The following is a 20905-nucleotide window of genomic DNA, read 5'->3' as shown; positions in this document are numbered from 1 at the left end:
CGAAACGGGGCGGACGAGGCCGCATCGCCTCTGCACACGAGCGGAAGGCGACAGGCGGAGCGCCGTCTCACACTCCGTGAACGCCGGAGTCGTCCGGATTCTTCCTGCGCACCGCCAGCACTGCCATCGCGCCGAGCACCACCAGGCCGACCGCTGTGCCGGCGATCACCGGGGTGCTGCCCGTACTGCCGGTCTCCGCCAGGTCGCCGCCCTCGCCCGCCTCCGCGCCGGCCTGGCCGCCGCCCACCGTGGCCGTACGGAGCTGCGGAGCCGCTTCGGCGTCCTCGTCGGCGGACACGGCGGGCACCGCGCTCCTGGTGGCGCAGTCCAGCACACCGGTGAAGGACTTCTGCAGGCCGCGCGGGCCCGAGAGCGGAATGCGGTAGGCCTGGTCCTCCCGCACCGGCACCGTGTACGTCCTGCTGCCCGCCGCCGCCACGGTGTGCGCCTCGCCGCCGAGACGGAAGCGGAACGGCCGGTTGCCTGCGTTGGCGACGCTGAAGCTGACGCCCTCCCTAGCGCAGCTCTTCTCCGCCTTCACGGCGGGTATCGCTCCGTAGCGCGCCCAGTTGACCGTCGCCGTCGCTGAGACCGCCGACTGGCTGGACCCGGCGAGTATCTGTGCCTGGCTTGCGGCGTGGCCGCCCACGCCCGTGAAGGCACGCCCCACCGGGACCTTCGTGGCCGCCTGGACGGTCAGCGAGCCCGCACCGGCGCGCCGCTCCTCCGGCACGTCGAAGTAGAGCCGGGCACCGTCCCGTACCGAGGTCGCCGGCTTTCCGTCGCCGCCCACGATCCGCGCACCCCGCGACGCGGGACCGGACGTCTGCGAGACGGTGACGCGAGGTGCCCCTGTACGCACGGTGAAGGGGCCGAGCCGGCTGCCGTCCTTCCGGGAGAGCGCCTCAGGCCCGAGGGACAGGGACGCCTCCGGCTCCGCCGTGCGCCGCGCCGACCGCTGCAGATGATCGGCGAGCTTCTCGGCGGCCGGGTCGGCCGCGTGCACCCGGACACCGCCGCCCCGCCCGGACCTGCGGCCGTCCGTGAAGCGCCATATCGCCACCTGCGTGCCGGCCGCTGCCGTCCGCGGCGAGAGCTTCCCCGAGCGCGCCGTCTTCGCAAGCCCCTGCAGGTCGTTCACCTGCGGGTAGGAGTGCCGCAGTATCCAGAGGATCTTGCCGGCGTCCGGGTTGTCGTGCAGCGATGTGCGGCCCCAGTCGGTCTCCCCGTAACGCGCGTGCTGCTGGGTGGGGTTGTCCACGTCGAGGCCGTACGTCTGCAGCCTGCCGCCTCCCTCGACGGCCATCTCGAAGAGCCCGGCGCCGGTGGTCAGCTCCTCGCCGTCCTCATGGACCACGGCCTGCCCGTAGGTCTTCAGACCCTCCAGCGTGGCCGTGGCGCCGCCCTGCCGTGACACCTCGTCGTCTCTCACCGCGGCCGCCGCCGGCGTGGCCGTGGCGGTCACGCCCGCCGCAAGCAGAACGGTGGCGGACAGCGCGGCAGCGACACGTCGCACCGCACGTGCGGCCACGTGCCCGCCCATGACGGTCACGGCCCCGCGGACAAACCTCATGAAATTCCCCTCCGGGCGGCACAGGCACGACAGTTGAGCGGTCACCGGAATGACCGGACGGTCGCGTCGTGCTGTCCCGCCGCCACGCACTGAACCCCCGTCAGCCACGCCGGGGATCGTAAGGAGCGGATGCGCCTCGATCCCCGCCGATCCGGCCATGCAAGCGTTCCGACTCACAATCGTTATCGGCGAATCCGGCGGACCGGGACGATCAAGGCCCGGCCGACTGACCTGGAATCTTGCCCTCCGCTCCCCCGCCCGCACCCGCAGCCGCGGGCTCCGCAGCTCCGGGAAGGGCCTCTGCCCCGCCGTCGCCGTTGCGGCTGCCCACCAGGCCCCGCCGAGCCGGCGACACCCGGACGAAGGCCGAGGTGCCGCGCGAGAGATCGTGCCCGACGGACGAAGCCGAGAGCTCCGCGGAGACATAGTGCTGCCCGTCTCGGTCGGACTCCTGGACGCGGAACTGGCCGGTGACGATGACCGGTTCACCGACCATCACCGACGAGGCCACGTTCTCGGCGAGCCCCCTGCGGGCCCACACCGTGTAGAAACTCGTGCCGGCGTCCGACCAGACCCGCTCCTGCGGGTCGTAGCGCCGCACCGTGCTGGCGAGCCGGAACCGCGCCAGCGGCACCCCGGACGCCGTCGTTCTGAACTCGACCCGCGTCGCGACGTTCCCCACGACCGTCACATGCGTCTCGTTCATCGCTCCCCCTCAGCTCCGGCGGCCGCACCATGCGCGCCGCGTGAACTCAGCTTGTACCGATTCGCGGAATGCCGCGCTGAGCTGGGGATTTCTGGGGATTACCAGGTGGTTGTGGACAACTCCGCAACCCGGAAGAGTGGTTCGACCGGCGCGCACTACAACGAAGACGTGTCCCCCGCCGCGATCACGTACTGCTCACGCACCTCCCGGTAGCGCAGCAGCTCAGCGGCGACCGGCTCCAGTACGTGCACCTGCCCGCACCCCGAAACGAGCCGCCTCAGCCGCCGCTCCTCCCGCCGCCCGTGCTCGCCCGCGGGCCCGCGGGCGGCGAATCTGCAGCCCCACGCCAGCAGCGAGCCGCCGAGGACTCCCCCGATGAGGAGCGCCACCCCGACCCACTCCGCGACAAGGTTCACCCCGAGCGCCGCCCCCGCCACACACCCGGCGCCGGCCAACTGGAGTACCAGCAGCACCAGTTGCCCGGCCAGCGCGAGGTTCCACCAGAACGGGCGGCGCGGCGGTGCCGCGCGCCCGGCCACCGCACCCCGGGCCCCGTTCCCATGGCTCCCGGCATCCGTCTCGGTGCCCGTCTCGGCGCCCTCCCGCAGCAACTCGTCCAGCGCCTCCGGCAGCCCGGTTGCCCCACGCCATGCGGCGTCCCTCACCGACCTGCGCCACGCGTCCGGCAGCCCCGCGGCCGCCTCGTCCACCACGGTGCGCACCGCGTGCGCGACCGCCGGCCGCGCCACGCGCGGGCGGGCGCCGCCGGACGCGACGGACGGCTCGGGCACCGCCGTGGCCCCGCCGCAGTCCTCCTCGAACCGGCCCCCGTCCTCCTCGAAGCCGCCGCCGGGCACATCGCCGTCAACGGGCTCGCCCCAGGACGCGTCGGACAAGCCGACTCCGGGCTCTCCGTCGGCCTCAGCGGCCGCCCCGCCCGCGCTCCCGGCCCCCGTGCCCGCCACCGCGTCCTTGCGCGAGCGACGTTCGTCGTACCAGAGCTGCAGCTGCGCCCACGGGGTTCCGCACGCCCGCTCCGCGTGCCGCAGCCAGGCTCGCTCGGCCGCCTGTCCGGCGGCCACCGCGCCCGCCGCGCGCGCCAGTCGGGCGGAGAAGTCCTCCCGCACGTCCTCCGTGAGACCCATCGGGGTGCTCGCGGCGGCCGGCCCCGTCGTCGCGTACGCCGGCCGCAGCCGCTCCACCACCACGTCCAGATCGGCGCCCAGCCGCAGCGAAGCAGCCTGCTGCGCGGCCACGAACCCGGCAAGCTCGGTGCGCAGTTCGTCGATCCCCTCCCCCACCAGCGCGGAGGTCGCCAGTACGCGCGCGCCCGGTTCCCCGTGCTCGCCCAGCGCCATTCCGTCCTCGTCAAGGAGCCGCCGCAGGTCGTTGAGGACGGCCCCGGTCGCGTCGCCCGGCAGCCGGTCGGTCTGGTTGAGGACGATGAAGGTCACCTCGGCGTATCCGGCCAGCGGACGCAGGTAGCGCTCGTGCAGCACCGCGTCGGCGTACTTCTCGGGGTCGACCACCCACACCACCGCGTCGACCAGCCGCAGCAGCAGTTCCACCTGCTCACGGTGGCCCTCCGCCGCCGAGTCGTGGTCGGGCAGGTCGATGAGGACGAGCCCCTCCAGCTCGCTGCGTGCCCCTTCGTCGATCCGCCCTCTCCAGTCGGACTCCGGACGCATCAGACGTCGCGTGGACGGAGAGATGCCGAGCCGGTCGAGGAGTCCGTCAGCCGGGCCACCGCCCGGCACCTCCCACGAGCAGGCGATCGGTGTGGCGGTCGTCGGTCTGCGCATGCCGGCCTGCGAAAGCCGCGTTCCGGCGAGCGCGTTGAAGAGCGAGGACTTGCCGCTTCCCGTGGCTCCGGCGATCGCCACCGTCGTGTACCGCCGGGAGAGGCGCTCGCGCGCGTCGGCCGCGTCCAGTACGCGGTCGGCCTCCGCCAGCAGCGGCCTCGGGAGCCGGGATCTCGACAGGTCGACAAGTCTGCGCAGTGCGACCACACGGCGTCCCAGCGCGTTCCCCTGGCCGAACGCCTCGTTCTCGTACGGTTCCGGGGCGTGAGCGTCGCTCATCGGCCAGCCGGTCAGGGGCTGGTCCGGCAACTTCCGCCCCAGGGACGGTCCTTGGGCGCGGGTGCCCGCGCCGGCGCCGGCACCCGAGCCGGTTTCGGCGTGGCGTCCGGCGCCGGTCCGTACATCCGTCAGTTCGCCGTCCGGCACCGGCGGCTCGGGATCCGCCCCCCACAGCGCCGAGGCCCTCGACCTCTTCTGACGCTCACCGGGTGCCGACGCTCCGCGGGCGCGGCGGGCGATCAGCCCGTCGTCCCATCCGCTCTCGTCGCCGGCGTCACCGGCATCACCGGCGTCACCGGGGTTGCCGCCCGTGCCGGCGTCGTCGCCGGTGCCGGGCTCGCCGAGGCCCGCCGGGCCCGGCTCAACGCCGTGCTCCGCTCCGCGTTCCGTGCCGTGCGCAGCAGCCGGAGGGGCCTGTTCCTCATCGCGCGCGCCGTCGGTCCGGACATCCGCTGTGGACACTGCGGTCACCTCTCCATCTGCGACTGCGACTGCGACTGCGACTGCGACAACTTCCTTGCTCCGGGCCCCGACAGGACCTCCGCCTCCGCCTTGCGGAGCACCGACAGCGCAGCGATCAGGTCGACCTGCGGGTCCGGTGCGGTCTCCAGCGCGTCCAGCGGCGCCAGGCGCCGGTCGCGCTCCCCGTAGAGCGCCCGTTCCACGTACGTGGCCAGCAGCCGGATTCCGCACTCCCGCAGCCGCCGCGCGCTCGGCTCGCCGAAGGCGTTCGCAAGGGCGCGGTACGCGCCTGCGGCGTGCCCGCCGCCGACGAGGGCGGCAGCCAGCATCGCGGCGGCCTCCTCCGCGTCCCGTCCGAACCCGTGGTCGACGGCGCGCGCCTCCTCATCGGTCAGCTCCTCCAGGCAGCGCCGCCAGCGCCGTACGAGCAGGTTCATCCGGCCGCGCCCGTCGGCGGCGTCCCGGCCGGCCCGACTGCCCTGCCCGGCCTGCCCGGTGGCGGTGTCCGTGATCTCTGCGCCGGGCGACGCGGGGTCGCGCCGCCACGTCTCGGCCACGCGTTCGTCGGCGGCGGCAACCGAGGAGGCGAGCAGCGTGGTCAGCCCGGCCTCGAAGGCGTCCAGCACTTCCTCGCCCCGGCTGTCGACGGGGAATCCGCGCCAGAGCGCGTCGGCGTCACCGGCGAGGAGTTCACCGACCGCGATGTGCCGGCGCACGCGCACCCGCGCTTCCTCGTACGCCTCTTCGATGTGTCCCGTCAGCCGCAGTGCCGCGGCGTGCTGCGCCGCCGAGGCGTTGGCGAGCGACGCGACCCGGGAGCGCAGCGAGGCGAGGGCCCCGGCGGCGGTACGGCGCCCGGCCACGGCGCGCGCCGCCGGGTCGAGCGCACGCTGTGTCAGCCAGTTGCGGAGCCCGGCCACGGCGGTGGCCGGCAGCAGCCCGGATCCGCCTGCGGATTCCGGCAGTTCGGGAACGGTGAAGCGCGGCACGTCGGCCAGGCCCTCGCGGATGAGCAGCGATCCGTACTGGCGGGCCACGTCGGAGGCGATCTGGTGCGGCACGCGGTCCAGGACGGTGACGAGCGTCACGTCGTACTCCCTCGCCGTACGCAGCAGATGCCAGGGCACGGCGTCCGCGTAACGTGCGGCGGTCGTCACCAGGACCCAGATGTCGGCGGCGCACAGCAGTTCGGCCGCGAGATCGCGGTTGGAGGCGACCAGGGAATCGATGTCCGGGGCGTCCAGCAGGGCGAGTCCCGGCGGGAGCGCGGTGTCGGTCTCGATGCGTAGCGGGCGCTCCCCGTCCTCCTCTTCCTGCCCTTCCCCGTCGCCGAGCAGCTCCCCCGCCGCGCACCCGTGTACGCCGTCGTCCGGGTCGCCCGTGGGCACCTCCTGACGCGGCATCCAGACGCGGCTGAGACGGGGCAGTACGCGCTGTCCCGCGAACCAGCGCTCGTCCTCGGGATGGCACACGAGTACGGGCGTACGCGTCGTCGGGCGCAGAACTCCGGCCTCGCTGACCCTGCGCCCCACAAGCGAGTTGACGAGTGTCGACTTGCCCGCGCCCGTGGAGCCGCCGACCACCGCGAGCAGTGGCGCCTTGGGTGCGCGCAGGCGTGGCATGAGGTAGTCGTCGAGCTGGGCGAGGAGTTCGTCGCGCGAACGGCGGGCACGTTCGGCACCTGGAAGAGGCAACGGAAAGCGTGCGGCGGCGACGCCATCGCGGAGCGCCGAGAGTGCGTCGAGCAGTTCAGGCCGTACGTTCAAGATCGCCACATGCGCAGAATGCCCAAATTTCGGTGATTTTTGAAGCGTATCCACGGCTCTGCGGGACGAAAACAATCGGTTTCGGGCGCGAATAGAGCCATTCGCACCATGTGACCCACAGGTCGAGCCCGTCCCGGCCGGCGCAGCCATAACGACTGAGCAACACCCGTACGACTCACGGCGAAAACCGCTGCATGAATCGCACCGGCCTGCGATTATCGGGAGCGCTTCACTGAACCTCCACATGGTGTCGCGGACGTGAAGCACACAGCGCCAGCCACGGGGACCCCTATCCTTGACCGCGCCACGGTCACCCGGAGGCACGCCCACTCCTCCGCGACCGAGACCGGCCCCCGTAGCTCAGTGGATAGAGCAGGCGCCTTCTAAGCGCTTGGCCGCAGGTTCGAGTCCTGCCGGGGGCGCATTCGAACGTCGTTCTCTACGCCCGTAGAGGACGGCGTTTTCGCAGGTCGCACACTGCGGGGCCCCGGGGGACGAGGCGGCCCCCTGGGGTCCCCCGAACCGGGGGCGTCCGGTTACTGCCGGGTGAACCCGGGCCGGGGGTTGCCGTCCCTCCAGGGGCCAGGCCTCCCGGACCCGGTCGGCCCGGGAGGCGGGTGCTACCGCGTCCGGCCGCACGGCGGACCGGCCTTGGCGGCTCTGAATCGCAACCGGCAACGACCGTGCGGCGACGGGGATTTCGAGCAGATCTCTCACCGGGTCGTGAATCAGGGGTGGTCCGGACATCGGTGAGGGGGCTGGACGCCACGCCTCCGCGGTCGTCAACTCGCCCCGGGCAGGCGCCGTCTGGCCATCGCGCTGGATGCGCGGATGTCAGGGCTGCCATCCGTTCTGCCATTCGCCGGTCCCGTCGGTCCCGTGAGCTCCGTAGGCTCCCTCCGATCCGTAGGTTCCGTCGTCCGATCCGTAGGTTCCGTACGGTCCGTAGGCTCCGTCCGCTTCGTCGAACGCGCGGCGGCGCTCCTCGGCCATGCGACGGATCTCGGGATCAAGGACCTCGGAGAACGGTAACGGGGACGGTGAGGTCGTCGGCGTGGAGCTCGTGGCCGGCGACTGCGTCCGGACGGGCGGATCCGTCCTGGTAGGCGGGGCGGGGGTGGGCTTCGTCGGTGAAGGCGTGGGGCTCGTCGAAGGGGCAGGGATGATCCTGTTCTCCGGGAGGCTCGTCCCGTTCTGCGCTCCCTGCGTGCCTCCGCGGTTCCGGCCCTCGCCGTCGTCCATGAGACCGGTGGACACCGCCGCGGCGGCGAAAAGGACCACCGCGGACGGGATGACTATCCGCCGCACCTGCTCACTGCCGGGCAGCGTCCAGGTCGGCCAAGGAGAGGGCCTGCGGGCGGTGTTCGCGAGCCGGTACAGGTCCCGGCCACAGCTGACGCAGCGGTCGGACTTCGCTGATCCCATGCCGCAGCGAGGGCAGGTCGTAGGCATTGGCAAGCTCCTGTACGTCGAGCGGTCCGGTGATCCACCAAGAGTGGTGATGCACAGACAGACGGTATCGCCGCGGCCACTCAGTGTTCCGGCGAATTCCGGACTCTTGGCACACCCCGACAGTCCCGCCGGCCGGCAGGACGGCCCACCGGACCGGGGGTCTGCCGCCACCCGTACAGCTCAGCCGGGCGGGCGCCGCCGGGCCTGCCGTGCCGTCATGTAGGCATGACGTCCTCCGTTTGTCACTGGCCCGGAGCACCGCACGTACGGCGCAGAGCAGGACGGGATGGGTACGCATGAGCGAGAGCACGAAGGCGGCACTGGCCGCGAGCATCGCCGCCGGCTACCTCCTCGGCAGGCGCCGCAAAGCGAAGCTCGCGATGGCAGTCGCCACATACCTGGTGAGCAAGAGGCTTCAGGCCAAGCCGCAGGAGCTCCTCGCGGCGGGCGCCGGCAAGCTCGGTGATTCGCCTCAGCTCGCGAAGCTGGTCGAGCAGGTGCGCGGGGAGGTGCTGAGCGTCGGACGGGAAGCGCTCAAGGCGGCCGCCGACCGGCGGCTCGGAAGCTTCGCCGACGCGCTCGCCGACCGGACGAAATCGCTGACCGAGGTCCTGGACGAGGCGCAGGAGCAGCCCGAGGAGCAGCCCGAGGCGGGAGAGGGCGAGGAGGGCGAGGAGGCCGGGGCGGAAGCAGGGCGCGGCGGTTCGCGTACCGCGGAGCAGCGCGCCAGGCCCCGCAGGCCACGCCGTGAGTCACGCCGTGAGTCCGACGGCTCGTCCGCGACCGCGAAGAAGACGGCGAAGAAGGCGCCTCCGAAGAAGGCAGCCAAGACGAGCACTGCCCGCAAGAAGCCGCCTGCCGAGTCGTCCCGTCGCCGGAGGTAGAGCCATGCCGGACACGAAGGTGAAGGGGAACAGCACGGAGGGCTCCGGAGGCTCGGGGCTCGACCGAGTGCGCGAGGAGTTCTCCAACTATCTGCTCGCGAAGGCCAACAACCTGGTCAGTTCCGCCGGCAAGAAGACCGGGGAGCTGGCGGAGAAGGCCGTGTCAGGGGCGGGCGACGGCGGTGCGCTGGCGAAGCCCGTCGCGAAGGTTCTCAAGGGGGAGTCCACGGTGAAGGCCGCTGGAGAGCAGGCCGTCAAGGGCGTCAAGGACAAGGTCACCGAGAAGACGAAGGAACTCTTCGGCGGAGGCGGCACGGCAGGCGAGAAGAAGGTCACGAACATCGTCGAGGCACTCGATGTGGGCCTGCCGCTTCGCCGCGTGTACGACCACTGGACGGAGTTCGAGGAGTTCAGCGGCTTCATGAAGGGCGTGGTCGAGGCTTCGCGCTCGGACGACGACGACCTGACCTCCAACTGGCAGCTCAAGGTCGGGCCCTCGAAGCGCAGTTGGGAAGCCACGGTGCTGGAGCAGGTGCCCGACAGGCGCATCGTCTGGGAGACCAAGGGCGAGACGAAGACGCACGGCGCCGTGTCGTTCCACAAACTGGCCCCGGACCTCACGCGGATCGTGGTCGTCGTCGAATACACCCCGGGCGGGTTCCTCGAGAAGACGGGAAATCTGTGGCGTGCCCAGGGCCGCAGGCTCCGCCTCGACCTCAAGCACTTCCAGCGGTACGTGACGCTCGGCGTCCAGGAGGTCCCGGAGGGCTGGCGCGGCGAGATCCGCGAGGGCGAAGTCGTGCGCAGCCACGAGGACGCGCTCGCGGACGAGGAGAACGGGAGCGAAGAAGAGGAAGGCGAGGAAGACGAGGCGGAGCGGTACGAGGACGAGGCCGGCGACGACGAGGAAGACGGCTACGACGAGGACGAGGAAGGACGGGAGACACGGTAGAGCGTGACCCGGCAGGGCGTGACTGACCGGCAGGACGTGACCCGGCAGGCGAGGAGAGGGCCGAGAAAGGGCGGCGAAGCAGCCGTCCCCGTACATGCCTCTGGCCCTCGACGCCCCGGAGGGAGGCGAAGAGGGCCGGAGGCCGCTGGCCGTCTTCCACGCGGCGGAACGGGGGGCGCGAACCCTGGGGTCCTCCAGCGAAGCGTGGGGGGGGGAGGGTCCCCGCGAAGTGCGGGGGACCCGATCCTGGGGGAGCCAGGGAAGAGCCGTCCCGAACCGCCTGACCGTGGTCAGGAGTTGACGGCCACGTCCGCACCGGTGTCGGTGGTGTCGGTGATCTCGTAGACGGCGCTGAACTCGGAGCTCGTGGCGCTGGTCGGGCAGCCGAAGCCGCCTTCGACCTTCACGGGCACCTGGGTGGCGTCGAAAGTGAGCGTCGAGGGCGAGCCGTTGGCCCAGTCGCCGGTGGCGGTGGAGGCCGCGTCGGGTGCGGCGGTCACGGTGCATTCGGCGAGGCCGCTGGTCTTCAGGACGAATCCGCCCGTGGGCATGGTGAGTCCGGCGGTGCTCGGGTCGCCGTGCTGCATGGACACGGTCCACTCGCCGCTCGTCGTCACCGACGCCTCGACGCCCGGGAGGCTGGTGGTGCAGGAGTCGTACGTGGGTGCCCCGACGGCGGACTCCACGGGGCCCGCGTCGTTGTGATTGCCGGGCTCGGCCGGGATCTTGCCCGCGGCCTCGGAGACGGTGCAGGTCACGGTCACGGAGCCGGCGGTGAAGGTGGCGTCGCCGGCGAGCTTCGCGGCGTAGTCGTCACCGGCGGGCGTGACCGTAGTCGATCCGGCCGCCGCCGGTCCTGCTGCGGGCTGCGCGTGGGCGGAACCCGCCAGCAGGAGCGCGGCGGCGGCGGTCGCTGCGGTGACGGCGAACCGTAAGGACGGGGAGTGCAGGGAACGCGTGCTCATCATGAGGCTCCTTCGCTGCATACATGGGGGTGGTGCAGGGGATGCGATGGCACTCGTGCGCTCAGTCCCGCCCTTGCGGCCCCGCGGTACCGCGGGGAGGGGGGAAGGGTTCGTCCTCGACCCCGAAGGCCGCCGCGAGGGAGGACTCGGCGGAGTCGGTCTTGCCTGCGGTGACAGAGGTGCCGGAGGCGTCGGAGGCTTGGGAGACCTCGGAGGTGCCGGGAGCGTCGGAGACATCGGCCGCAGCGCTGGAGGAGGTCCCCGCCGCACCGGACGTGCCCGCCGCCGCTGCCGTCGCAGCCGTCGCGGCCGTACGGGAGGGCTCAGGTGCCTCGGAGCGGAACGCGGCGGGCTCCGCCGGGGGCGCCCCGGCCGAAGCCGTGCCGTCTCCGTCCCCGCCGCCGGGTTCGTCCGGAGGCGCCGCGGGCACCGGGCGCCACGCGAACATCAACGCGCCCCCGACGACACCCAGAAGGGTGCCGATCATGAACCCGCCGAGGTTCGACAGCACCAGCGCCGCCGCCGCGAGCATCACCGTGATGATGCCCGCGAGCCCTCGGTACTGGGGTGTGAACCAGCCGCTCAGCCCCAGTACGACGATGATCGCCGCCAGGACGACCGACGGAATGCCGGCCGTCCCCTGATGCAGCATCACCTTCATCGGTGCCAGCGGCAGCACACCGATCTCCACACCCGCGATGACGGTGAACAGACCGCCCCAGAACGGCCGGCCACGGCGCCATCCGCGCCACCGGCGCCAGATCAGAAGCATTCCTTGGTGCCCTTGTTCACTTTCATGCTCAGGTTGTTGAGCCTGAACTTGCCGGCGTTGGTGGCCCACGCGGTCTGCTTGAGCTTCGTTATGCGCACGTCGTCGGCCTGCTGTCCGAACAGATCCTGCAGGCCCTGGCCGCCCTTGGGGCCCTTGTCGAGGGTGGAGGCGTCGCGTCCGATCTCGATCTTGTTGAAGGATGCGTTGCCGGAGAGCTGTGTGGCGTCGACGAAGAGGTCGGTCGCCTGCACCGGCTTCTTGCCCGTGCCTGCGGTGAGGTTCAGCGAGATGCTGCCGATCACTGGCAGGTGCGTGACGACCGACTGGCACAGGTTGTTCATCTCCGCCGTCTTGATGGCGGTGACGGCGACGGGGATCAGCTTGCCCCTCGCGTTGCGGTCCACGCTGCCGTACTGCGCGAAGCCGTCCCCGTCCAGGCTGGACGCGGAGACCTTGAACTGCTGTCCCGATACGGCGAACGACGCGGCGAGCGCCCCGTTCGCCAGTGCTATCGCCAGCGCGGCGGTGGCGGCGACGCCCGGCACGCACAGAACGGCGAATCTCCGCCAACTCGTGCGTCCCGTCAGCTTTCTGCCGTGCGCATCCTTCATGGTGTGTCCCCTTGTGAAAAAGAATGGCGTGGTGACCGTTGCGTGGGGGATGTGAAGCACATGCATGGTGCGAGGGGGGATCGCACAGAAGGAGACCCTGCTGTGCGTAAGAGTTACTGGCGAGTCAGGTTATGGACACCGGCCGTGTACGGCAAGGTTTCGCGCAGACAACTTTCCGCCGAACGCCCGGGCTTGGACCCGCGCCGCCGCGTCACGGCCGGCGCCCGGCGCGCGTCCTCACAGTCCGGCACCCCTGAGCAGGGCCGTACGAGCTGGTGTTACCCGGAGTAGCCGCCCGGATCGCCGCATCCGCGGCCCGGAAGACCGGCACCGGAGCACCCGCGGTGTGGCCAGAGGGGTGCGGGCGACCGCGGACGGTGGCCGAAATCAGGCCCCGCGCGGGCGACTTGGGCCTGGACGGACGGCGGACGAGGCCACGAGGGAGGATCGAGAGCCGCGGTGACCGGGGCAGGAAACCGGACCGGGGACGGCGCCGGAAACCGGGGCCGGCGGCCGGAGAACCGGGGTCTTCTTGCCGCCGCTTCCGTGGGCGACGTACGATGAATGCGCTTTCAACCCAGCGGCCTCCACGGCCTGAACAAGGCAGGAGAGCATGGTCGCGTGAATGCTCCCACCGTGTATGACGTCGCCGGACAAGCAGGCGTCTCGATCGCGACGGTTTCGCGAGTCTACCGGGCCCCGGATTCGGTGCGCGCCGGTACGCGGGAGAAGGTCCTGGAGGCCGCCCGCGAACTCGGCTACGTACCGAGCGGCAACGCACGGGGCCTGGCCAGCCGCAACACCCGCGTGCTGGGCCTGTGCTTCCCCGACTACGCCGACCCGGACGCCGAGGACCCGGACTCCGACTACGGCGACGACGCCGAAATGATGCTCTACTCCGACGAGATAATCCGCGGCATGGAGCGCGCGGCCCGCCGCCACGGCTACGCCCTGCTGATCGCCGCGTCCCTCGCAGAGGGCCCCAAGAGTCTCGTCGCCGACGTCGCCGGGCGCGTGGACGGTTTCGCGGTGCTGGCCCGCACGGTCCCCACCGAGGAGCTCGAAGTCATCTCGCGGCGGCTGCCGGTGGTGATGCTGGCGGGTCCGCGCGAGGACGCCCCACTGGATCATCTCGACCATGTGGAAGTGGCCAACTTCGACGGCGAACTCGCCCTGACCAGGCACCTCATCGCCGATCACGGTCTGACGCGGCTCGCCTTCGCGGGCAGTACGGAGGACTCACCCGACGGCGAGGCCCGCTTCCGCGGCTTCCAGGCGGCGCATCTCGAGGCGGGCCTGCCGGTCCCCGAGCGCCCCGACGTACGGACCGGGCTGACCCAGGCCGAGGGCGAACAGGCCGTCGCACAACTGCTGGACCGCACGGGCGAGCTGCCCGAGGCGGTGGCCTTCGCCAACGACCAGATGGCGGTCGGCGCGCTCTCGGAGCTCCGCAGGCGCGGGGTACGCGTCCCGGACGACCTCGCGGTGGTGGGCTTCGACGGGATCCCGCTCGGACGGCTGGTGGCGCCGGCGCTGACGACCGTGCGGCAGCCGATGCGGCGGATCGGCGAGGAAGCGGTGGAACTGCTGGTCGCGAGGCTGGAGGACCGTACGCGGGAGCCGGTCTCGCAGGTGCTGCCGGTCTCGGTCGTACGGCGGTCGAGCTGCGGGTGCCCGCCCCGTGACGGCGCCGCGGCCGTGAGCGGACCCTTCGGCGGGAGCCTCGGGCCTGACGGCGGTCCGGTGGGACCGACGGGTTCGCCGGCCCCCGACGACTCCGTGGACGGGCCGCCTTCCGTTACACAGTCGTAATCCACGCGACTCTTGCACGCCCGGGCAGACGCTCACAGAGTATGTATGCGCTTACACCCCGGTGTGGTCTCCGTCCCCTGAGACCCGGCCAGTGAACGCGTCACCGCAACACTCCGCACACGAGGAGGAGACCCTCCATGCAGCCCATACCACGCATCGCCGCCGCCACCGCGGCAACGACCGCCCTCGCGCTGCTGCTCTCCGCCTGCGGCAGCGGCGGCGGGGAACAGGCCTCGGCCAAGGACAAGCAGACCCTCACCGTCTGGGGCATGGGTGAGGAGGGCAAGCACCTGGCCAAGCTCGGCAAGGAGTTCAACAAGAAGCACCCCAACATAACCGTCAAGGTCACACCGGTCGGCTGGGACGTCGTGCACCAGAAGCTCGTCTCGGCCGTCGCCGCCGGAGAGCTGCCCGACATGGCCCAGATGGGCAGCACCATGCTGGGCGAGTTCATCGAGCTCGACGCACTGGACCCGGTGGACGAGAAGACCTTCAAGAAGGACGACTTCTTCCCCGCGGCGTGGAACGGCGGCGTGAAGGACGGCAAGGCCTACGGCGTCCCCTGGTACGTCGACACCCGCGCCCTCTACTACCGCACCGACCTGGCCGACAAGGCCGGCGTCAAGGAGCCCCCGGCGACCTGGAAGGACCAGCGCGAGCTCGCCAAGGCCTATCAGGACAAGGCCGGCAGCAAGTGGGGCACGTACAACCAGCCCGCCAATGTCGGTGCCTGGCAGACCTGGCTCCCCTTCCTCTACTCGGCCGGCGGCGAGCTGCTCGACAGCTCCGGCAAGCCAGCCCTGGACTCCCCCGAGTCGGTCGAGGCGCTGAAGGAGTACGCCCGCTACTTCGACGAGGGCCTGTCCCGTAAGAGCTCGCCGCCCGACTACGACGTGGTCAAGGACTTCGGAACCGGCGACGCCCCGATGTTCATCTCCGGGCCCTGGATCGTGAACAACATCAAGGACCAGCAGCCGCAGCTGAAGGGCAAGTACGCCACCGCCCCGCTCCCCGCGGGCAAGTCGAGCACCTCCTGGGTGGGCGGCGCCAGCCTCGTCTCCTTCAAGGACAGCGAGCACAAGGCCGCCGCCAAGGAGTTCACGAAGTACCTCACCAGCACGGAGCAGCAGGCCCACTGGTACGAGATCGCCAAGTCCCTGCCCGCCAACGAGTCCGCCTTCGACGAGCCGGAGCTGAAGAACGCGCCCGAGCAGCTGGACGCGTTCGAGAAGCAGCTCAAGACGGCCAAGACGGTCCCGCCGCTCGCCAAGTGGGAGGAGCTCGCCGCCAAGATGGACGAGGGTGTGGCGCGCGTCTCCCAGAAGGGCGAGTCCCCGGAGAAGACCGCCGCCTGGATGCAGAAGGCCGCCGAGGGCCTGGTGGGCTGAGCGAATGGCGACAACGACCCCATCCCGGCGGGGGGTCCCGGGCCGCACCTCGAAGGTGCGGTCCGGGGCCGGGGCCGGATCCGGTGCGGGCCCGAAGCAGGGACCGCGGCGCCGCCGGGACCGGCTCAGCGTGCAGAACGCCCCGGGGTGGCTGTTCTCCACGCCGTTCCTGGTGCTGTTCCTGACGTTCATGGCGGTGCCGATCGTCGCGACGTTCGTGATGAGCTTCACCGACTTCGGGCTGACCAACGTCGCCGACCCCTTCTCCACCGAGTTCATCGGCGTGGAGAACTACACCAAGCTCCTCGACGACGAGCGGTTCCTGACCGCGCTGTTCAACACGGCCTACTTCGTCGTCCTGGGCGTTCCGCTCACCGTCGGCTCCGGTCTCTTCGCGGCGGTGCTGCTCAACCGCGGGGTGGGGCGGCTGCGGACCTTCTTCCGCGTCGGGTTCTACGCGCCCGTCGTCACCAGCATCGTGGCCGTGGCCGTCGTGTGGCGCTTCGTACTGGACCCGGCGGACGGGCTCATCTCGAACCTGGCCTCCGAAGTGGGCCTGAGCTCACCGGACTTCCTCGGTTCGAAGGCCCTGGCGATGCCGTCCCTGATCGTGATGGCCGCCTGGCGCAACCTCGGCACGGCGATGGTCCTCTTCCTAGCCGGTCTGCAGGGCATCCCGGCCGAGGTGCGGGAGGCGGCGCGGCTGGACGGCGCCGGCATCTGGCAGGAGTTCCGCATGATCACGGTGCCGCTGCTGCGTCCGACGATGCTCTACGTCAGCGTCATGACGACCATCGGCTTCCTCAACGTCTTCGAGGAGCCGTTCGTGATGACCGAGGGCGGACCGGACAACGCCACGCTGACCGTCTCGCTCGACATGTACCGCGAGGGCTTCAGCTTCTTCCACATGGGCTACGCGAGCGCCATGGCGTACGTGCTGTTCACGGTCATCCTCGCGGTCACCCTGCTCCAGCTCCGTCTGCTGAAGGACAAGACCAAATGACCGCCCATCTCGACGTGACGGCGCCCGTGACCGGTACGGAGCCCCCGCGAGGGAAGGGGGAGGCCCGGCGTCACAGGCTGCTGCTGGCCGTCCTGTGGGCCGGCATGATCGTGATGATCGCGCCGTTCCTGTGGATGGCGCTGTCCTCCTTCAAGTCGGAGAAGGACCTGAGCGCGACGCCGACGGTGTGGCTCCCGCAGGAGTGGACGCTGATCCACTTCGAGAAGCTGATCAAACTGCTCGACGTGGGCGGCAGCTTCTTCAACTCCACGCTGGTCGCCGTCGCCGTCACGGCCTGCAACCTCGTCTTCTGCTCGATGCTCGGCTATGCGCTGGCGAAGCTGAACTTCGCAGGGAAGCGGCCCGTGTTCGCCATCGTGCTGTGCGCGCTGATGGTGCCGGGCAACCTGATGCTGATGCCGATGTTCGTGATGGTCAGCAAGATGGGCCTGATCGACTCCTATGCGGCGCTCATCCTGCCGTTCGCGGCCGGGGCCTTCGGGGTCTTCCTCATGCGCCAGTTCATGACGGCCATTCCGGACGAGCTGCTGGAGGCGGCCCGCATCGACGGCGCCGGCGAGTGGTTCATCTTCTGGCGGATCGCGATGCCGCTGGTCAAGCCGGCGCTGGCGACGCTCGCCATCTTCACGTTCCTGCAGTCCTGGAACAACTTCCTCTGGCCGCTGGTGGCCACCAACGACCCGGACAAGTACACGCTTCCGGTGGCGCTGGCCACCTTCGCCATCGACCCGACGAAGACCAACGGCTCCAACGGGGTGCTGATGGCAGGCGCGTTCCTGGTCGTGCTGCCCGTCCTGCTCGTCTTCATCCTGCTGCAGCGCTACTTCACGCAGGGCATAGCCACCGCGGGTCTCAAGTAGGCCCGTACGACCGACCGCAGGACCCGCAAGCCCCGTACGACCGCACCCGCCGTGTATGCGCATCCATCGAGAGGTGACCCCCACATGACCGAGAAGAACGCCGCTCGACTCGACTGGGAGCAGCGCATCGGCCTTCCCAGCGACCAGCCGCTGACCGGCACCGCGCGGCTGCCCGCGCCGAAGGGCCTGCGCTCCGAGGACGGCACCGGCCATGTGCTTCTCGACTGGCAGCCGGTGGAGGGCGCGCTCGGCTATCTCGTGCACCGCGCGGACACCGTGGACGGCCCGTACGAACCGCTCGACCACCGCGGCGGCGACGTGCTGGCGGTGCCCGCGCCGCCGTACGCGGACTCGCTCGTCGAGGCCGGCCAGGGCTACTGGTACAAGGTCGCCTCCTGGACGGACTCCGGCCCCGGCTCGCTCACCACGGAGCCCGTGCGGGGCTGCCCCAAGGCACCCGGCACGAAGCCGCCGACCGTCACCGTCGCGGTCGACGCCGCGGCGACGCCGGTCCCGCTTCCGCCGGTGTGGAACCGGATGATCGGCGCCGAGCATCTGTCGATGCTGGTGTGGGACGAGCCCGGGCCGGGTGACGCGGACGTCGCCAAGGAGTACGAGGACGCGCTCGGCATCGTCCGTGACGAGCTGGGTGTCCGCACCGTACGGGCGCACGGCACGTTCCTGCCCGAGTGCGTGAGCGTCCGCGAGGACGGCTCCTTCGACTTCTCCGGCATCGACGAGGTCTACGACCGCTTCCTGGCCACCGGCCTCAAGCCCGTCGTCGAACTCTCCTTCATGCCCGCCGAGCTGGCGCTCGACCCCGACTACACCATCTTCGAGTACAAGGGCATCGCCTCCGTGCCGCGCAGCTGGGAGCGGTGGGGCGAGCTGTGCCGTGCGCTGACGGTGCACCTGCGGGAGCGCTACGGCGCGGACGAGGTCGCCGGCTGGGAGTTCGAGGTCTGGAACGAGGCCAACCTGGAGGTCTTCTGGAACGGCACGCAGGCCCAGTACCACCTGCTGTACGAGACGGCCGTGCGCGCCGTGAAGAGCGTGGACCCGCGCATCAGGGTCGGCGGCCCCGGCTCGGCGGCGGCGAAGTGGGTGGGCCCGCTGCTGGAGCACTGCCGTGAGCACGACGTGCCCGTCGACTTCGTCTCGACGCACACCTACGGCAACGCACCGCTGGACTTCCGTCCCGAGACGCGCTCCTACGCGGAGGCCACGGGCAATCCGGAGCCGGAGATCCTGTGGACGGAGTGGGGCGTGACGCCCACCCACTTCCACCGCGTCAGCGACTCCGTCTTCTCGGCCCCGTTCGTGCTCCGCGGCATGAAGAGCGCGCTGGCCTCGACCGACGCGCTCGCCTACTGGGTCGCCACCGACCACTTCGAGGAGCTGGGCAGGCCGCCGAAGCTCTTCCACGGCGGCTTCGGGCTGCTGACGGTGGGCAATCTGCGCAAGCCGCGTTTCTGGGCGCTGCGCATGCTCTCCCAGCTGGAGGGCGGCCGCATCCCCGCGGCGGTCAGCGGAGACGGCGCCGAGGCGCTGGTGGAGTCCCTCGCGACGCGCACGGACGACGCCTCCACCGTCGACGTCCTGTGCTGGAACGGCACGCTGGACCAGACGAAGATCGACGGCGCCGCCTCCCTGGGCCGCGTCGCCGTCGTCGAGGTGAACGGAGTGACGCCGGGCGCGAGTTACTCGGTGACGGTGCGGCGCGTGGACGAGGAGCACTCCAACATCAAGGCCGTCTGGGACGCCATGGACGGCGGACACAGCGACTGGCCCACCGAGCGGCAGTGGAGCGAACTCCGCGCCGCCGACGAGCTGTTCGAGGAGTGCGGCGGCACCGTCACCGCCGACTCCGGCGGTTCGCTCTCCGTCACCGTCGACCTGCCGATGCCCGGCATCCGCGCGCTCCGCCTCACCAAGGGTTGAGCCACCCCGGCCGCATCCCGGCCGTCTCCCTGCCGCATCCCGGCGGCACCCCGACGACTGCACGTCCACCGAAAGACGAAGGAGTCGCACCAATGAAACGACGCACCATCCTCACGGCCGGAGCGGGTGCGACGGCCGCGCTCGCCCTCGGTGCCGCGGCCGGCCCCGCCTCGGCGAGCAGCCGCACCGCCCCTGCCGGTTCGGGTGCCCTGCTGCACCGCTGGTTCCGTGACACCTACGCCTCGATAGAGGCCATGCACACGGACTTCGGCCTCGCGGCCGACAAGGTCGACGTCAGCGGAGCCAAGCCGGAGCGCAGCGTCCAGACCTCCCCCACCAACATCGGCTGCGGGATCTGGTCGACGGTCGCCGCCGCCGGGCTCGGCGTCATCAGCCGCCCCCTGATGCGCAAGCGGCTCGCGGGCACCGTCTCGGCGGTGGAGAAGCTGGAACGGGCGAAGGGCTTCTGGCTCAACTGGTACGACGCGGCAACGGGCAAGGTGCTCACCAAGTGGCCGGAGACCGGCGACGAGGTACGGCCGTTCCTCTCCTCCGTCGACAACGCCTGGCTGGTCACGGGCCTGCGGATCGCGGCACAGGCCGACCCGTCGCTGGCGCCCCGCGTCAAGGCGCTCCTCAAGGACGCCGACTGGAACTTCTACTACACCCCGTACGACGAGGACGACCCGGCGCAGAACCCCGGCCAGATCCACGGCGGTTACTGGACGGACGACGACACCTTCACCTCGCACTGGTACGGCGCCCTCAACACCGAGCCCCGCATGGCCAGTTACCTCGGCATCGCGGACGGCAGCCTGCCCGGCGAGCACTACTGGCGCACGTTCCGCACGATGGTCCCCGAGAACGAGCAGGAGCAGAAGCCCGAGGGCGAGTACGTGACGGTCGACGGCGTACGGCTCTTCCGCGGCCACTACACCCACCGCGGCCGGAAACTGATCCCCAGCTGGGGCGGCTCGATGTTCGAGGCGCTGATGGTGCCGCTGTTCGTGCCCGAAGGCGAGTGGGCGCCCGATGCGTGGGGCGTGACGCACAAGCGCTACATCCGCAGCCACATCGAACACGGCCTGGAAGAGGAGAAGCTGGGGTACTGGGGCTTCTCCCCGGCCAACATCCCAGCGGGCGGCTACAGCGAGTACGGCGTCGACGCGATCGGCATGACGGTGGACGGCTACTTCTCCAAGGGCGTCGTCACACCCCACGCGTCCTTCCTGGCGATGCAGTTCGAGCCGAAGGACTCCGTCGCCAACCTGCTGAAGATCGCCCGCGACTTCGGCGCGTACCACGACGGCCTCGGCTTCCGTGACTCCGTCGACGTACGCGAGGGGACGGTCAGCGACTTCATGCTCGCGCTGGACCAGGGCATGATCACCGCCGGGCTCGCGCAGGTGCTCAGCCCGGGCCTGCTCCAGGGCGCCTTCCGCTCGGGCGGCTTCAGGCGGAAGGTGCAGCCGCTGCTGGCCAAGGAGGACTTCGGCATAGTCTGATCAGGTCCGCACCCGCGGCCACGCCCCGCCCCCGGGGCCACGAACCGCCGGGGCAGCGTCGGTGGCACATCCCCGGCGCTGTCCCGGCTCGCACCACGGCACAGCACCACGGCACAGCACCACCGCACAGCACAGCACCACCCGGAGGGAC

The 20905-nt window shown here is 71.0% G+C and carries 16 protein-coding genes and 1 tRNA gene; 9 read left to right on the top strand and 8 right to left on the bottom strand.

The genetic code is table 11. The features are described 5' to 3' along the window. Positions 1-67: 67 nt before the first annotated feature. From ACSMXX_RS22295 to ACSMXX_RS22280, 4 genes are all read right to left on the bottom strand, one after another. On the bottom strand, positions 68-1573 hold the full coding sequence (locus ACSMXX_RS22295; protein WP_473180469.1) for a TQXA domain-containing protein: 1506 nt from the start codon (positions 1571-1573) through the stop codon (positions 68-70). 211 nt (positions 1574-1784) lie between these two features. Beyond that, positions 1785-2279 (bottom strand): single-stranded DNA-binding protein, encoded by a 495-nt coding sequence (locus ACSMXX_RS22290; protein ID WP_473180468.1) that lies wholly within the window; start codon positions 2277-2279, stop codon positions 1785-1787. A 155-nt stretch (positions 2280-2434) separates the two neighbouring features. After that, entirely contained in the window at positions 2435-4822 is a 2388-nt protein-coding gene (locus tag ACSMXX_RS22285) for a GTPase (RefSeq protein WP_473180467.1), read from the bottom strand. 5 nt (positions 4823-4827) lie between these two features. Then, positions 4828-6597, bottom strand: coding sequence for a dynamin family protein (locus ACSMXX_RS22280; protein ID WP_473180466.1), 1770 nt, complete (start codon positions 6595-6597; stop codon positions 4828-4830). Between the two features lie 340 nt (positions 6598-6937). Between ACSMXX_RS22280 and ACSMXX_RS22275 the strand changes: the two genes are divergently transcribed. Beyond that, positions 6938-7010: transfer RNA gene (locus ACSMXX_RS22275), tRNA-Arg, on the top strand. Positions 7011-7900: 890 nt separating this feature from the next. On the opposite strand, the gene ACSMXX_RS22270 is transcribed toward ACSMXX_RS22275, so the two are convergent. Further along, positions 7901-8095, bottom strand: a complete 195-nt coding sequence (locus ACSMXX_RS22270) for a hypothetical protein (RefSeq protein WP_473180465.1) — start codon at positions 8093-8095, stop codon at positions 7901-7903. A 241-nt stretch (positions 8096-8336) separates the two neighbouring features. Here ACSMXX_RS22270 and ACSMXX_RS22265 point away from each other — a divergent pair, with 241 nt between their 5' ends. Continuing rightward, on the top strand, positions 8337-8924 hold the full coding sequence (locus ACSMXX_RS22265) for a hypothetical protein (protein ID WP_473180464.1): 588 nt from the start codon (positions 8337-8339) through the stop codon (positions 8922-8924). 4 nt (positions 8925-8928) lie between these two features. Continuing rightward, entirely contained in the window at positions 8929-9876 is a 948-nt protein-coding gene (locus ACSMXX_RS22260; protein WP_473180463.1) for an SRPBCC family protein, read from the top strand. A 290-nt stretch (positions 9877-10166) separates the two neighbouring features. Here the strand turns inward: ACSMXX_RS22260 and ACSMXX_RS22255 are convergent, their stop codons facing one another. From ACSMXX_RS22255 to ACSMXX_RS22245, 3 genes are read right to left on the bottom strand one after another with little or no spacing between them, the layout of a single operon-like run. Beyond that, positions 10167-10844, bottom strand: a complete 678-nt coding sequence (locus ACSMXX_RS22255; protein ID WP_473180462.1) for a hypothetical protein — start codon at positions 10842-10844, stop codon at positions 10167-10169. 58 nt (positions 10845-10902) lie between these two features. Next, positions 10903-11613, bottom strand: coding sequence for a DUF6114 domain-containing protein (locus ACSMXX_RS22250; RefSeq protein ID WP_473180461.1), 711 nt, complete (start codon positions 11611-11613; stop codon positions 10903-10905). Next, positions 11604-12224 carry a DUF6230 family protein gene (locus ACSMXX_RS22245; RefSeq protein ID WP_473180460.1) on the bottom strand — a complete coding sequence of 207 codons (621 nt, stop codon included), beginning with the start codon at positions 12222-12224 and terminating at the stop codon, positions 11604-11606. Before ACSMXX_RS22245 ends, ACSMXX_RS22250 begins: the two co-directional genes overlap by 10 nt. 621 nt (positions 12225-12845) lie before the next feature. Here ACSMXX_RS22245 and ACSMXX_RS22240 point away from each other — a divergent pair. From ACSMXX_RS22240 to ACSMXX_RS22215, 6 genes are all read left to right on the top strand, one after another. Beyond that, positions 12846-14036 (top strand): LacI family DNA-binding transcriptional regulator, encoded by a 1191-nt coding sequence (locus tag ACSMXX_RS22240; protein WP_473180459.1) that lies wholly within the window; start codon positions 12846-12848, stop codon positions 14034-14036. Positions 14037-14173: 137 nt separating this feature from the next. Next, positions 14174-15424, top strand: a complete 1251-nt coding sequence (locus ACSMXX_RS22235) for a sugar ABC transporter substrate-binding protein (RefSeq protein ID WP_473180458.1) — start codon at positions 14174-14176, stop codon at positions 15422-15424. 4 nt (positions 15425-15428) lie between these two features. Continuing rightward, positions 15429-16427, top strand: coding sequence for a carbohydrate ABC transporter permease (locus ACSMXX_RS22230; protein WP_473180457.1), 999 nt, complete (start codon positions 15429-15431; stop codon positions 16425-16427). Continuing rightward, positions 16424-17308, top strand: coding sequence for a carbohydrate ABC transporter permease (locus ACSMXX_RS22225; protein ID WP_473180456.1), 885 nt, complete (start codon positions 16424-16426; stop codon positions 17306-17308). The genes ACSMXX_RS22230 and ACSMXX_RS22225 overlap by 4 nt, the downstream gene beginning before the upstream one ends. A gap of 84 nt (positions 17309-17392) precedes the next feature. Then, complete coding sequence (locus ACSMXX_RS22220; protein ID WP_473180455.1) at positions 17393-19249, top strand: GH39 family glycosyl hydrolase; 1857 nt, start codon at positions 17393-17395, stop codon at positions 19247-19249. A gap of 92 nt (positions 19250-19341) precedes the next feature. Beyond that, entirely contained in the window at positions 19342-20754 is a 1413-nt protein-coding gene (locus ACSMXX_RS22215) for a glucoamylase family protein (protein ID WP_473180454.1), read from the top strand. Positions 20755-20905: the final 151 nt, after the last annotated feature.

It is taken from the genome of Streptomyces sp. DSM 116795 (assembly GCF_055792905.1).
Note: the sequence above shows the minus strand (reverse complement) of the source record. Positions and strands in the feature narration are given on the sequence as shown.